The organism is Methylophaga sp. SB9B (assembly GCF_004832235.1).
In the GTDB taxonomy this organism is placed as follows: domain Bacteria; phylum Pseudomonadota; class Gammaproteobacteria; order Nitrosococcales; family Methylophagaceae; genus Methylophaga; species Methylophaga muralis.
The window spans coordinates 13163-28596 of the sequence record NZ_SSXS01000001.1 but is presented as its reverse complement, the minus strand read 5'-3'; the positions used below and the strand labels follow the sequence as shown (position 1 = coordinate 28596).

Sequence of the window (15434 nt, the reverse complement as noted above, 5' to 3'; positions counted from 1 at the left end):
TTTGTCATGGATGCTAGCAAATTTTATTATTTAGCTAATGCTTGCCAGGTACTGACGACAGTATCCGGATTTAATGAAATACTGCTGATTCCACGCTCAAGTAGCCATTCTGCCAAATCAGGATGATCTGAAGGGCCTTGTCCACAGATACCGACATATTTGTCCGCTTTGTGACAGGCTTTAATTGCCATTTCCAGCATCGCCAATACCGCAGGGTCACGTTCATCAAATGCAGCGGCAATTTGGGCTGAATCACGATCTAAGCCCAGTGTCAGCTGAGTCATGTCATTAGAGCCGATTGAAAAGCCATCAAAGAATTCCAGAAATTGATCTGCAAGTACTGCGTTTGAAGGTAACTCACACATCATGATTAAACGCAGGCCATTCTTGCCACGTTCCAAACCATTCTTTTTAAGAATTTTGATTACAGCTTCAGCCTCGCTCAAGGTGCGAACAAAAGGAATCATGACTTCAACGTTAGTTAACCCCATGACGTCACGCACACGCTTAATCGCCTCACATTCCAATTCAAAGCAAGCTTCAAATTCTGGAGAACTATAACGAGCCGCACCACGGAAACCAATCATCGGGTTCTCTTCGTGTGGTTCAAATTGCGCACCACCAATCAGGTTACCGTATTCATTCGATTTAAAATCGGACATACGCACAATAACTTTATGCGGATGGAATGCAGCAGCAATGGTAGAAACACCTTCAGTAATACGACTGATGTAAAACTCTACTGGATCACCATAAGCGGTAGTTTTTTCGCGAATGACTTGTTGGACTTCCGCATCCATTTCATCAGCAGCCATTAACGCTTTAGGATGGATACCAATCATATTGTTGATAATGAATTCCAGTCGAGCCAAACCAACCCCATCATTAGGAAGCTGGGAAAAGCTAAATGCACGATCAGGATTACCCACATTCATCATGATCTTGACCGGTAATTCAGGCATTTGGTCTAAGGACTGAACACGGTGTTCAAAATCCAGAAGTCCTTGATAAATATAACCTTCATCACCTTCGGCACAGGAAACCGTTGCAGAAATGCCTTCAGCGACTTTTTCAGTGGCATCGCCACAGCCTACAACAGCAGGAATACCCAATTCACGCGCAATAATGGCTGCATGACAAGTACGTCCGCCGCGATTGGTAATAATCGCAGCAGCTTTTTTCATGATCGGTTCCCAATCTGGATCGGTCATGTCAGTGAGCAATACATCACCAGCTTCAAATTGATCCATTTGATCAAGACTAGTTAAAAGTCTCACCCGGCCACTGCCAATTTTCCGACCAATGGCTCGGCCTCTAGCCAGCAATTCACCTTTGTCTTTTAAAATGAATTGTTCTGTGACATTTACGCTACGGCTTTCAACTGTTTCCGGACGTGCTTGAACGATATAAATCTGGCCATCATTACCATCTTTAGCCCATTCAATATCCATTGGTCTTTGGTAATGCTTTTCGATAATCATCGCCATACGGGCCAATGATTCAATTTCTTCATCACTCAAACAAAAATGTAATCGTTCTTCGGCATCTACATCAACTGTTTTGACTGGTGATTTGGCATCGCCCGAGTAAACCATTTTCAGGGCTTTCTGACCCAATGTTCTGCGTAATACAGCCGGACGATCTGCGCTTAATGTGGTTTTGTGAACATAAAATTCATCGGGATTAACTGCACCTTGAACCACCATTTCGCCCAAGCCGTAACTACCTGTGATAAACACGACATCACGGAAACCACTTTCTGTGTCTAATGTAAAAGCCACGCCAGCAGCAGCGATATCAGAACGCACCATCTTCTGAATACCGGCAGACAATGCAACTTCACTGTGCTCGAAGCCTTGATGGTCACGATAGGCAATTGCCCTATCATTAAATAGTGAAGCAAATACTTCGCGGATGGCAAACTTGATATGGTCTAAACCTGAAACATTCAGAAAGGTTTCTTGTTGTCCGGCAAACGATGCATCTGGTAAATCTTCGGCAGTCGCTGATGAACGAACAGCCCAACTGGTCGAAGTACCGTACTCTTGTTCTAATTTACGATAAGCCTCATCAATTGCTGCTTCCATTTCTTCTGGATACGGGATAGTCATGATCCATTCACGGATTGTTTTGCCTGCTTTTTGCAGTGCAACAACATCGTCTACATCCAGTTCACGCAATAAATCGTTTATTTTTCCTTGTAGCCCATCATGTTGTAAAAACTCTCTATAAGCGTCAGCCGTTGTTGCAAAACCGCTTGGAACGGCTACACCCAAAGGTGCTAGATTTTGTAACATTTCGCCTAAAGAAGCATTTTTCCCGCCAACTCTCCCGACATCATTCATGCACAATTTATCGAGTGGAATTACATATTCGGTCATGACACCTACCTTAAATTTTTAGTTTTGTTAAATGTAATGGTTGATTCGCGGATGCGCTCTCGCGCAAGCCCCAGAGTGCGAACAACACGACTGGATATTTCTTCAATAGAAGTATTCGTAGTATCAAATACTGGAATATCAATTTTATCAAACATAATCATTGCTTTATCTAATTCTGCCTGACAAATTTCCAAAGAGGAATAATTACTATCAGGTCGACGTTGACGACGAATTCGGCTCAGCGGTACAGGTTTAATCGTTAAACCGGCAAGTTTATGTTTATGAATTTTCAGATATTCCGGCAGCTCCTCTGCCTCCAAATCTTCGACAGTTAATGGATAGTTAGCTACTTTAAGCGAGAAGTTCATCGCTAAATATAAGCTGGTTGGTGTTTTACCACAACGCGAAACACCTACGAGAATGACGTCCGCCTCTTCATATTGATCCGGACGGATACCATCATCATGGGTCAACGCATAATCAATCGCATCCAAACGTTTTTGATAGGTTGTATCACTTATTAATATTCGTGAAACCCCTACCTTTTGTGAAGCTTGAATGCCAAGAAAGCCTTCCATTGAACCGATAAAGTTATAAAACAAACTAATCACTAAACCATCACTGTCTTCGATGATTTGTTGGGCTTCGTTATTCACTAAGGTACTAAAAACCAACGGTGGTAGATCCGATTCGGCACAAAGCGAGTTAATTTGCTCTCGAGCATCTTCTGCTTTTTCTTTGCTATCGACAAAAGCAAGTGTGATTGTTTCAAACTCAATATCTGGAAATTGGGCTAATAGGCATTTTCCATAAGATTCGGCCGTTAAACCGGTTCGATCCGATACGAAAAATACGTTTCTTATTTGTTGACTGGTGTTTTCGGTTTCATCGCTCATTTGTTAATAATGTGCTGAAATGACTGTATTTATCAACAAAAAATTGGGAGCTGAAGTAGATAATATCGAAAGCATCTCTTAGGAAATGAATATAACTCATTGTATTGTAAATTGTGAGAGCTTATTTCTTTTCATCACGCATAAATAGAACAGCAAGACTTCAGCAGTGTGGTAAAGCTCTACAAAATTATTTTGGCGGCGTTAATAAAGCTAAATTTTGTCAATATAAACTCAGAAAGGTGACATATTCTGCATTTTAAATGCATGTTGGGAAAGATTGCCGAAGTCATTAATACACATAACGGGCAATAATTATTCAAAGCGTTAGAAAAAAGGATTTGCTGCTGACCTATGCAGGCTGATAAAGAATTTATAACCAGGTTGCTTGGATCCGTTTTTTTATCGAGATTGAGTTTATCATTTAGTTTTGCGTTATCTGAGAGTATGACATCAACAATAATGTTAATTACTAGAGTCACGTTGAACGACTATTAAGAAAATAAACGTGTCCCGAAATAATCTCTCCATAGACTCCTCAAGGGGCATGGCTAGATTCAGTTACGGGACACCGAAAAAATATCTAAATATTAAAGGTTTACTTTGGCTTAGCAATTCAACCCGAAATGTCAGGACATCAGTAAGCCATAGGCCACCAGTCCGATACAGGCCAGTGACATAACTATAATGAACTCAATGAAGTGTTCCATTAACCATTCTTCTAATTTGTGCATGATAAATCTCCAAAACAACGGTAAATAGTGTGTTTCCGTTGTTGATTATCATGCTGACCCCGCTAGAAGACATTGATCTGGATCAAATCATACTCGAGTGTGGTTTACATCGTTTGACCGGCGATTTAAACCAGCAGTTTTTACTTGGATAAATACCAGCCGATAGCAACTAAACCCAACCAGAAAATGGTAAAGAGCAAGATGATGTGCGGAAATTTTTGCATCAAAAATTCATCGATTTTTTTGAACATGATTACCTCGTACTTGATTCTTTTTTAACTCATAAAGATACCAGTTGCGCATCAATTATGCCAGTCTAAAAGTCTCGTTATTCTATGTATTCAATGATATGGCGGAGCATGAGATTAAATTAAAAAATAGTGCTTGTATCTATTGATTAAATTCTCTATATTTTATCTTCTCCTTTTATTCTCATTGCGAGTAAATAGCCATGCTAACCAAAAGACAACAAGATACGCTCAATTTTATTCGTCATTACATTGAAAAAAATGGTGAAGCCCCCCTGGTGACCGAAATTGCTGAGGGATTGGGGATTGCCTCGCAAGGCACTACTCATCGGTATATTCAAGCTTTGATTGATGGTGGCTACTTGGAACGACTTACTGGCAGAACGCGTGGTTTACAGTTGAACGAACCAGCAACCTCAGATCAATCTCTTATATTGCCGATGATGGGTAAAATTGCTGCTGGCCGTTTGATTGAAGCCGTGCCAGATGAGTCTGAAATTGACCTTGGCATCATGTTCAAAGGTAAAGGACGATATGTTCTCAAAATCAGTGGTGAGTCGATGATCGGTAAAGGCATTATGTCTGGTGATTATGTGGTTGTGGAGTCGACCAGACAGGCTAAGCACGGTGACATGATTGTTGCTTTGGTTGATGGTTATGATGCCACCCTTAAAACCATGTTGGTCAATAAAGATGGCACCATTACTTTAATGCCTGCAAATGACGCGTTTGAACCTGTAACGATTGATGCTAAACGGCTCAGTATTCAGGGAGTTGTTGTAGGCCAACTGCGAACTTATCCTTGAAGCGTGATTAACAAATATACATTTTAAAAACTCGCTAAAGATCGTAATTTGCAGTTGATTTTACTTATGCAAATCAACCATATTGTTTTTTGAAATAGTAGTTGGTAGCTTCAACATAACCGGCAATGCTGCCGCAATCGAAGCGGTGACCTTTAAATTTAACTGCCAGTACCGGCTTTTCTTGAGCCATGGCACGGATGGCATCAGTAATTTGTACTTCGCCATTTGCCCCAGGTGGTGTATTGCGTAAGTACTCAAAGATATCGGGAGTCAAAACATAACGGCCGATGATGGCTAAATTACTTGGTGCGTCTTCTGGCTTGGGTTTTTCAACCATATCCGTAACACGATAAATATCCGGTTCAATTTCCTCGCCAGAAATGACACCATAACTACCCGTTGCATCGGCTGGCACTTCTTCAATTGCTACGATGGTGCATTGATGTTTTCTGTACAGTTCGACAAGTTGCCCTAAGGCGCGCTTGCCACCAGATTCTGGCGTGGCGCATAAATCATCCGCTAGTAATACGGCAAAAGCTTCGTGCCCAATGATTGGTTCACCCGTCAAAATGGCATGGCCTAAACCTAACATTTCACGTTGACGCATAAAAATAAAATCGCATGAATCCATAACATTACGGATATCGGTAAGATAAGACTCTTTGCTGGTTCCCTGGATTTGCTGTTCCAATTCAAAGCTGGTATCAAAATGATCGGCGATGGCTCTTTTTCCTCGCCCAGTAATAAAACCCATGCTATACAATCCGGCTTCCATCGCTTCTTCTACACCGTACTGAATCAAAGGTTTATCAACGATAGGTAACATTTCTTTCGGCATAGCTTTAGTGGCCGGCAAAAAACGTGTGCCATAGCCGGCGACGGGGAAAAGACATTTATGGATATCAACTTGTTCGGTCATGAATAAATCCTTAACTTTGAAAATACGGGGATCAGCGATTGCTCAGCCAGAGGCTTTGATAAGGGGACAGCTGAATTTCACTTTGCCAAGATTCGATAACATTGCCACTGATAAGATCATGCCAGTTATCGGTGGCCACCAGATTGAGATCGGCAATGCGAAGTATTTGAGCCTGATCACTGATATTAAATATACAGAATATGCTTTGTTGACGATCAATACTTTGTCGCCAGAAGCCAAATAAAGAATCACCCATTTGTAATGTATATTGCGTGGCATTCGGATGAAAAGCAGCTTGTTGTATACGAAGTTTAATAAGCTCAGTGAGTTTTTGATAAACCATAGAGTGATTATTTGTTGGATGTTTTAACGCCGCCCGAATGGCTGCATCGTCCCATTGATGACGATTAATAGCGCGATTATGTTGTTGTTTCTCCAGCCGTTGGTAATCATTGCCGGAGGCTAACAGGCTATGAATATAAATCCCCGGTATACCTTCGAGTGCCAGCATAATTGCATGGGCACAGATAAACCGGGCCTGTTGCCATTGATCGGGGCCTTTTAATGTTCCTTGCAACGCATCAAATAGCGAAATATTGATTTCATAAGGTTTTTTAATACTGTTTTCAGCGGCACGCCAGGAAATTTCACCACCAAAACCCTGCATGGTTGAGATAAGAGCGGCAATTTCACTATCAGTTAACAGACCTTCGGCAGGCCGCAGGCCAATACCGTCATGTGATGCAATAAAGTTAAAGTAGGCAGTACCATTTTGTGCGGGAGGCATACTCATAAGCCACTGGCGTAAATAAAAACAATTACCAGTTATTAAGCTGTTGAGTAATAGCGGTGGTAATGAAAAGTTATAGATCCAATGGGCTTCATTGGCGTTGCCAAAATAACTGAGATTTTCCCGGTTTGGGATATTGGTTTCAGTAATGATCACCGCATCATTTTGAGCTTGTTCAATTAACAAACGCATCAATCTCACTAACTCATGGGTTTGTGGTAAGTTCAGACAATTAGTGCCAGCCTGTTTCCATAAAAATGCCACAGCATCAAGGCGAAACAGGCGTATACCCTGATCCAGATAAAATCGAATAATCTTTACAAAGGTTTTAAGTACTTCGATATTACGAAAGTCAAAATCCACCTGTTCGTGGCTAAAAGTACACCAGACATGTTTAATACCATTAGCCGTTTCGGTCTCTCTTAACAGCGGTGTGATTCGTGGGCGGACCACTTGCGATATTGGTGTATCTGCCTCACAAGTATAAAAATAATCATGGCCCTCACCGTGACCGGCGATAAAATTCTGAAACCATTGGCTGCTACTTGAGCCATGGTTAATCACTAAATCTGCCATCAGTCGATAATCTTTGGCGATAGCATTGATATCCGACCAATCGCCTAATTCAGGATTGACCTGAAAAAAATCCTTCACAGCAAAACCATCATCACTGCAGAAGGGAAAAAACGGCAGGATATGTACCGTATTAATACTCTCTGCAAAATAATCATCCAGAAACCGTTTAAGCGTTTGCAATGGTGCTTCATCGCTTTTCAGAATGCTATTACCGTAAGTAATCATGGCGATATCATTAGCCTGCCATTTATTTTGATACGGTTGAGGAGACTGAGCTTCGGGGCTGACTTGCATGATGGCCAATAACTCATTCGCTAGACTAGAAAGCGTTTGAGAGTCTTGGATTTCGCCGTAGACAGTCGTCAGATGATAAAGCACATTTTGGAAAACCGCTGGACGCTCGGGTGTTTGTGTCATTACTTAGCCCCTAAGCAGAATATTCCAGATAATCATCTTCCACCGCCTGATAGATCCGTTCGAAAATATCCGGCAAGGCACTTTGCACCCGATTCCAGCTAGGGATAAAAGGTGTTTCCATCGGGTTGTCCAGAAAAATCTGTCCAGCGTCCATGATGTTACGTGCAAACATCTCTACTGAAGCTTCTTCCTGGTGAATATCAAATTTCAAACCATTCATCACTGCATCATTTCGATAGGTTTCCACAAAATCCAATGCAATACGGTAATAGGTAGCTTTAATACTACGAAAATGTTCAGGGCTGAAAACAGTCCCTTTGGTGGCAAGTTTTCGGAATAGAGCTTTGGAAATATCTACTGACATTTTTGATAAACCGCCTTGCTGATCGTCGGTAGAAAGATCTTGATGTTTGTGATCATAAATATCGGCGATATCGACCTGACATAGTCGGTTATTGGCGTAGTTTCGATGCATTTCAGATAACACACCGATTTCCAGACCCCAATCGCTAGGGATACGGATATCACTTAATACATCACGGCGGAAGGAAAACTCCCCAGCTAATGAATAACGAAAGCTATCCATATAATCGAGGTAATCACTTGGGCCCATGACCGTCTTAAGTGCTCTCAAAAGTGGCGTGATTAATAAACGATTGACCCGGCCATTCAGTTTTCCGCTTGAAACTCTGGCGTAATAGCCTTTGCAAAATTCATAATTAAACATCGGATTAGCGACGGGATATATTAATCTGGCCAATAGTTCGGTGTTGTAAGTAACAATGTCACAATCATGCAATGCAATTGATTCGGCTTTGCCTGAAGCTAAAATATATCCCATGCAATACCAGACATTTCGGCCTTTACCAGCTTGATGTGGAGCCAGATTCAAAGCTTGTAATTCGGCATCAATCGCACTTAACCGTGGTCCGTCGTGCCACATAACCCGATGATGTTGGGGCAAATCACTAAAAAAACCTAAAGCATGTTTAAATTCATCGGCATTGGCTCGGTCCAGCCCAATCACAATTTCTGATAAATACGGGACGGTTTTTAATTGCTGAACAATGGCGGGCAGGGCTTCGCCTTGCAGCTCCGAAAAAAGAGAGGGTAACAATAACCCCATGGGACGTTGCTGGCTGAACTGCACCAGATCTTGTTCTAAATCTGCCAGATGTCGATGTGTAAGATTATGTAGTGTCGTGATAATACCGTTCTGATGAAAGTCTGCCATGGGAGCCCTTTGTTATTAATGCACTAATGCTGTGCCTAGGTGGAGCTGCTGTAAGACTTGCTGGACACCTTCCGCCCAACCTCGAGGTCCACAATGTGCTGCCTGCATTACATCGTGATGTCGTTTTAATAAGGGTAGTGCGTTCACTGGAGATGGAATCAATAAAGCCATATCTGCTGTTTCCAGCATGGCCACATCGTTTTGACTATCTCCAATTGCCAGACTGGTAAAGCGTTTGTCTGGACAGAAATTTTCATAAACCTGTTTAAGCCATTGGATAGCTTTGCCCTTGTCACATTGTCCTGAAACATGCATGAAGCGCCCACCTATTAAAACTTGTGCGCCACGTTTTCGGACTTCTTCTATAAATTGTTTTTGCTTACGCGGATTACCATGCCAGGCCAGAGCTTCTCCATATTGTCTTCGTGCTGCACGCGCTGCGGCATGCACATCCAAACCGGTCATGGCGATAATGCCGTCAATACCCGCTTGGGCAAACGTGGTGAAATCATCATTAAATGATGGTTCCACCGATTTGATAATGGATTGCCAATGGGAGCGTGGTTGAACAAATTCTTTTATCCAATACTTACCACTGGTTTTAGTATCAGTTGGCTGGTTAGGAAAATAATTTACTGGAATAAATACTGCCGCCCCATTTTCACAAATAAAGGGATGTGGGTTTTCCAGTGATTCACTTATTTGTTCAATTTCAGACTGGGTTTTACTGCTGACAGGAATAAGTGGTATTTGCAGCTGTTTAAGTTTTGCCAAGACGGGATCAGCTTCATCGTGACGATAATTATGATGATCCAGCAGACTGCCATCCAGATCGGTAAATACTAACAATGAGGCCTTGGGGCATGATGCTCCAAGGGGGGATTGTTTCGGACGTTTCAAGGCCACGATATCTCTTTCCATATTAAGTTCAAAAACATAATCCATTTGTTCCGGTAGTGTATCCAGACAGTGTTGGGTCACACGTTGGTAATATTGAATAAACCGCGCGATATCATCGGCATTCATAATTTTGTTTTCAGTTGAGCTGACGACTTGTTGCAGTTTTTCTTCCTGTTCCAATCGCCAGTCATAGATACAGTCAAAATTAGGTGCTTTAAGCATGATCCAGCTATCCACTCTTTGGAACAGGGCTTGATATTCCTGCTCGAGCTTTTGATTTACAAAGTGTCGCCAATAAGCATCCGGATCTTCACTTTGTTCGAGTTTATTGATTGGAGTGGTTAAGGCTTCTTCAGGTTGAGGACATGCACCCATGCACCAGCCTTCCAATACAATAAATTTGGGTGCGCTTTCTAATACTGGCCATTGTTCAACAGGAAAACGATCATCGTGTGCTTTATCAAAACGCGGTATAGCAATGTTTTTTCTTTGTGAGAGTAATTTGTCCAAGGTCGTTAATGCCAGTTCAACATCATGGGTTCCTGGTACACCTCGAGTAGCCAATAACGGATGAACAGTATTGGCTAGGTCGACTCGTTGTTGATGAGTTAGATAGAAATCATCCAAGGATAAGGCAATTGCAGATTGATGGTGTTGGGTGGTTAATATGTGAACCAAACATTCAGCTAAAGTACTTTTGCCTGAACCCTGCGCACCATGGATGCCGATGATTATGGGGCGTTTTGCTCCTTTTTGGTGCAAAACCAATTCCTTAACGACCTCAGCAAACCAATCATCAATTTGTTGTGCGTATTTAGCTGATAGCTGATGCGCGCTTAGGAAATTCTGAATGTTTGTAGAAAGATTGACCATCACCATTGCCTGTTCCAATCGATATTGAAATTCCCTGACGCAAGTTTCATACCGGTATAGGGAAAAACTTCATGTTGGTATTAAAGCAGGGTCTTTTTAGCGTTAGCTTGACGGGATTGGCTTAGAACTATCCAAAGAAATCAGTGTGAAAATTGATTCGTAAAATTTGAGACTCAGATTGATTAGATTGTTGAGCTGTTTCAATTGAGCCGTTCTGATCGGAAAAATTTACATTAGCTAGGATTTTATTTAGAGCGTGTTTTGATTAAGGCTATAAAACTGTCAAAAGAAAGGTAAACCCGAAGGTTTACCCAAAGCTCAGCACGCAGCGAGAGAGAACGAACATGCACTGAAGAAAACTACAACTTTGTTATTGCATTAACGATGCCAAAAAATTAAATCATTTAAAAACATATGGTTAATGTTTTTTATTGGGTAAATGAAAGATTATTCGCACCACAAAACAGCAGCTTTGCACCTCAGCAGCGCATTCATCTAGTGATGCAGGAATTTTTCACGGTTTTTTGCCAGTCATATCTAATTATGAATAACAGCTGAGATGGCTATAAATGAAAAAACTGATTGTTATTTTATTTTCAATGTACTCAAACTTGCTTGTGGCAGCAGATATGCAAAGCTCACAAAGCTTAATCACGGATTGTTATCAGGAATGGCAAAGCAGGGGATGGACCTTGGGCGAAGATCGGCGGCCCGCTGCAACTATTGTTGGTTTTCGCGAGGGCATCATGCGTATATGCGAAGTCCGCACAGAATTATTTTTGCAGGGGGCAGATGTTTCTCCCTATATACAAGGACGGCTTCGTGACCTGGCTCCTTATGTTTTTACAGCAACGAAAGAAGATATCAAGCAACGAATCTTGCAGGTAAATGATCAAACTGGCTATCCTGCAGGGTCAGGCTATTTATCTGAATGATTATGTTTAATCCTGAGTTATGATTTAATGAATTCTAGTCTGAACCCTCCGGCTGAAACTTTAGCTGTCTAGATAGATAAATAACCTTTTCAAATTATGTACCGATAAACAATGAGCCGATATCCATTTTTAAAACTCACTAAATCAATCTTTGGACTATTTTTACTGGTTCTAATCAGCAGTGCTTGTTCAGAGAAAACTGATACTGAATCTTCAGCCATGTTTAGAGCTGATTTACATCGTAGTGGTGATTTTCTTACTCAAGGCCCACAGCAAAAACCTGAAACTCTCTGGCGTTATCATGCGGATGTTGGCGCTTCATCATCACCCGTTAGTAGTGGTAATTTAGTGTTTTCAGGCAGATTTGACGGTCGGATGCTGGCATTAGACAAGAAGTCGGGCGAAGAGCAATGGCAGTTTGTTACTGGGGGTGGAATTTTTTCTACTCCGTCAGTTGCAGAAGAACAGCTAGTATTTGGCAGTGACGACAAAAATATTTATGCCTTGAATAAGTTTACTGGCAATCTTTTATGGACATTTGAAACCCAAGACAGAGTGTTTGCTTCTCCACTGATTGCCAAAGGTACGATTTTTATTGGTAGTCTTGATCACAATTTCTACGCAATAGACCGGCATAGTGGCGAACTTAAATGGATTGTTGAAACTCAGGGACAGGTAGATTCATCGGCTGCTATGCATAAAGATCAATTATATTTCGGCAGCGATGATGGTTCTTTATATGCAGTTTCGATTAACGGTGAACGGATCTGGACCTTGGACACTGGCGCTGCCATTGATGCATCACCAGTCATCTCTGCAGCAGATAATTTGCTTTATGTAGGCAATGATGCCGGAGTGTTATTTGCTGTGGATTTAGAGTCCGGTAAGCCGCTATGGACATTTGAATCTGGATCCAGATTGTTTGCTTCACCTGCGTTGAAAGATCAGCAGGTTATTTTTGCTGCAACAGATGGCCGAGTATTTTCCTTAAATAAGGAGAGTGGAGAACCATTTTGGCAATTTGACGCTCAGGCAGTGTTATTTTCCTCTCCGGCAATAGCAGGTGATCAGGTATATATAGGTTCAATGGATGGTTTTCTATATGCACTTGATATAAACAACGGTGAGCAAATTTGGCGATTTGATTCAGGGTGGGCCATATTTGCATCACCGTTTGTCGATAACGGTACGCTTTATATCAGCAGCGATGATGGTGATTTATTTGCACTACGCTGATTTATTCAAATGTTCGTGTTCGTAATAATAATTAGTGGCTTCCACAAAACCTTCAACGCTACCGCAGTCAAAGCGACGACCTTTGAATTTAACCGCTAAAACTAATCGTTCTTGAGCCATCAAACGCAAAGCATCGGTGATCTGAATTTCGCCATTGGTACCGGGTTTGGTTTTACGTAGATATTCAAAGATTTCTGGCGTCAAAATATAGCGACCAATAATTGCCAGGTTGCTTGGCGCTTCTTCTGGTTTGGGTTTTTCTACCATGTCTTTGATTTGATAAATACCTGGGGCAATTTCATCACCGGATATAACACCATAACTATGGGTTTCTTCGGCGGGTACTTCTTCAATAGCCACAATACTGCATCGATAACGTTCGTATAGAGCCACTAACTGACTAAGTGCACGTTCACCACCTTCATCAGGTTTTGCACATAGATCATCTGCGAGGATGACAGCAAAAGGTTCATCGCCAATCATGGGTTCACCCGTCAAAATTGCGTGACCCAGACCGAGCATTTCACGTTGGCGCATAAATACAAATTCGCAGTTATCCATTAGATAGCGAATATCATCTAAAAACTTTTCTTTCGATGTGCCTTTGATCTGATGTTCTAATTCAAAACTGGTGTCGAAATGGTCAGCAATTGCCCGTTTACCACGACCAGTGATAAAACCAATTTGACTGACTCCTGCCTCCATGGCTTCTTCAACACCATATTGAATCAATGGTTTACTAACGATTGGCAACATTTCTTTTGGCATAGCTTTAGTAGCAGGCAAAAATCGTGTGCCATAACCGGCTGCTGGAAATAAACATTTTCTTATAAGACTTTTTACAGCCATTGACGAGATCCTTATCAAACTGTTGTGGAAAAAAGTGATGACGTTAAGCTAAAGTAATTGCCTGTGAAGTTCAAGAAATGCATGATTAAACATTTTATTTGGCCATCCCTAGACTGATATATTGTATCTGTACAACGTTACTATTTAATGTCGTTCGCCAAAGTCCTTCATTAAAATTCAGGTTAAAGATGACCAAGAAATTTGCTTAGGTAACTTTCAAAGGTTTTGTGCGAAATTTAGGGATGCCAAAAATGAAAGTGTTAGTTCTTGGTGGTGCTGGTTATATCGGATCACATATTTGCAAAGCCCTGGCTTTGCTGAATCATGAGAGTTTAGTAGTTGATAATCTAAGCACTGGCCACCGTGAAGCGGTTCGCTGGAGTCGCTTTATCGAGGCAGATATTCTTGATTCAGCCACGCTTATAAGTATTTTACAAAATGAAGGCCCGTTTGATTTGATAATGCACTTCTGTGCAAAATCGTTGGTGGGCGAGTCCGTACAAAACCCAGCAGTCTATTATCGAAATAATGTAGCAGGAACTTTGAATTTATTGGATGCCATGGTGGCAACTAAGCATAACAAACTTGTATTTTCATCCACCGCTGCCGTTTTTGGCTTGCCAAAGAAAGGGTTAATAGATGAACAACACTCGCGCCTACCAATTAATCCATACGGCCAATCAAAAAAAATAATTGAAGATGTATTAAGTGATTATCATCATGCATATGGTATAAAGTCCGTTGCGCTACGCTATTTCAATGCTAGTGGTGCTGATCCTGATGGCGAGATTGGCGAACGTCACGAACCTGAAACACATTTAATTCCTAATATTCTCAAATCTGCCATTGCCGGCAAAAGTTCAGAATTGAAGGTGTTTGGTGATAATTATCCAACCCCAGATGGTACTTGTATTCGTGATTATATCCATGTGAATGATTTGGCATCAGCGCATATTCTTGCTGGTGAATATTTACAGAATAATAATGGCGCATTTGCCTTCAATCTAGGTAATGGAAACGGTTTCAGTGTTCTGCAGGTGATTGAAGCAGCAAAGAAAGTTGTTCAGCAAGATATCGATTTTTCTATTGAAGCACCAAGAACGGGTGATCCGGCCATTCTAGTTGCGGATTCAAGTCTTGCTCGGAATGTGCTGGGCTGGCAACCAGTATATAAGGATATAGAATCAATTATTTCAACGGCATGGAAGTGGCATCAAAATGAATTGTTTTAATAAGGATAGATTTAGATGATTCCTGTAATAATTTCTGGTGGAACTGGCACACGCTTGTGGCCATTATCAAGAAAAAACAAGCCTAAACAGTTTTTATCCTTATTTGATGAGGCCTCTTTATTCCAAAATACGCTTACAAGGTTATACGGATTTGATGACACTGCTGCCCCTATAATTGTTTGCAATATCGATCATCGCTTCATGGTTGCTGAGCAATTACAGGAAATCGATCTTGTAGCGAAAGATATTATTTTAGAGCCATGTGCTCGAAATACCGCTCCGGCAATTGCTTTAGCAGCGTTAAGAGCATTGGACACAGGTAGCGATCCATTGTTGTTGGTGCTAGCCGCAGATCATGTTATTCAAAACATCCCAGCTTTTCATTTAGCGATTGAACAAGCTAAAAAAACT

The 15434-nt window shown here is 41.4% G+C and carries 12 protein-coding genes; 5 read left to right on the top strand and 7 right to left on the bottom strand.

Features of this window, described 5'->3' with window-relative positions:
- Positions 1-26: 26 nt before the first annotated feature.
- Together ppsA and E8Q33_RS00110 are read right to left on the bottom strand one after the other, a co-directional pair.
- On the bottom strand, positions 27-2381 hold the full coding sequence (gene ppsA / locus E8Q33_RS00115) for a phosphoenolpyruvate synthase (protein ID WP_069297093.1): 2355 nt from the start codon (positions 2379-2381) through the stop codon (positions 27-29).
- A 5-nt stretch (positions 2382-2386) separates the two neighbouring features.
- A complete protein-coding gene (locus tag E8Q33_RS00110; protein WP_069297092.1) occupies positions 2387-3277 on the bottom strand; it encodes a pyruvate, water dikinase regulatory protein in 891 nt (296 codons plus the stop codon).
- Positions 3278-4459: 1182 nt separating this feature from the next.
- Here E8Q33_RS00110 and lexA point away from each other — a divergent pair.
- Positions 4460-5062: a transcriptional repressor LexA gene (gene lexA, locus E8Q33_RS00105; RefSeq protein WP_069297067.1), complete on the top strand. Its 603-nt coding sequence runs from the start codon at positions 4460-4462 to the stop codon at positions 5060-5062.
- Between the two features lie 73 nt (positions 5063-5135).
- Here the strand turns inward: lexA and galU (E8Q33_RS00100) are convergent, their stop codons facing one another.
- The 4 genes from galU (E8Q33_RS00100) to E8Q33_RS00085 are packed head-to-tail and all read right to left on the bottom strand — an operon-like array spanning position 5136 to position 10777.
- A complete protein-coding gene (gene galU, locus E8Q33_RS00100) occupies positions 5136-5981 on the bottom strand; it encodes a UTP--glucose-1-phosphate uridylyltransferase GalU (RefSeq protein ID WP_069297064.1) in 846 nt (281 codons plus the stop codon).
- A gap of 31 nt (positions 5982-6012) precedes the next feature.
- Positions 6013-7764 carry a sugar phosphorylase gene (locus E8Q33_RS00095; protein ID WP_136552050.1) on the bottom strand — a complete coding sequence of 584 codons (1752 nt, stop codon included), beginning with the start codon at positions 7762-7764 and terminating at the stop codon, positions 6013-6015.
- 10 nt (positions 7765-7774) lie between these two features.
- Positions 7775-8998, bottom strand: coding sequence for a glycosyl transferase (locus E8Q33_RS00090; RefSeq protein ID WP_136552048.1), 1224 nt, complete (start codon positions 8996-8998; stop codon positions 7775-7777).
- A 15-nt stretch (positions 8999-9013) separates the two neighbouring features.
- Positions 9014-10777, bottom strand: coding sequence for an HAD-IIB family hydrolase (locus E8Q33_RS00085; protein WP_247869836.1), 1764 nt, complete (start codon positions 10775-10777; stop codon positions 9014-9016).
- Between the two features lie 563 nt (positions 10778-11340).
- Here E8Q33_RS00085 and E8Q33_RS00080 point away from each other — a divergent pair.
- The gene (locus tag E8Q33_RS00080; protein WP_136552046.1) at positions 11341-11706 is read left to right on the top strand and encodes a hypothetical protein; all 366 of its coding nucleotides are present in this window, start codon (positions 11341-11343) and stop codon (positions 11704-11706) included.
- Positions 11707-11817: 111 nt separating this feature from the next.
- Positions 11818-12942, top strand: a complete 1125-nt coding sequence (locus E8Q33_RS00075; RefSeq protein ID WP_136552044.1) for a PQQ-binding-like beta-propeller repeat protein — start codon at positions 11818-11820, stop codon at positions 12940-12942.
- On the opposite strand, the gene galU (E8Q33_RS00070) is transcribed toward E8Q33_RS00075, so the two are convergent.
- Positions 12934-13791 carry a UTP--glucose-1-phosphate uridylyltransferase GalU gene (gene galU / locus E8Q33_RS00070; RefSeq protein ID WP_069297140.1) on the bottom strand — a complete coding sequence of 286 codons (858 nt, stop codon included), beginning with the start codon at positions 13789-13791 and terminating at the stop codon, positions 12934-12936. The genes E8Q33_RS00075 and galU (E8Q33_RS00070) overlap by 9 nt on opposite strands.
- Before the next feature lie 251 nt (positions 13792-14042).
- Here galU (E8Q33_RS00070) and galE point away from each other — a divergent pair, with 251 nt between their 5' ends.
- Together galE and E8Q33_RS00060 are read left to right on the top strand one after the other, a co-directional pair.
- Positions 14043-15023, top strand: a complete 981-nt coding sequence (galE, locus tag E8Q33_RS00065; protein ID WP_136552042.1) for a UDP-glucose 4-epimerase GalE — start codon at positions 14043-14045, stop codon at positions 15021-15023.
- A gap of 15 nt (positions 15024-15038) precedes the next feature.
- A partial coding sequence (locus tag E8Q33_RS00060) for a sugar phosphate nucleotidyltransferase (protein WP_247869835.1) occupies positions 15039-15434 on the top strand: 396 nt, incomplete at its 3' end.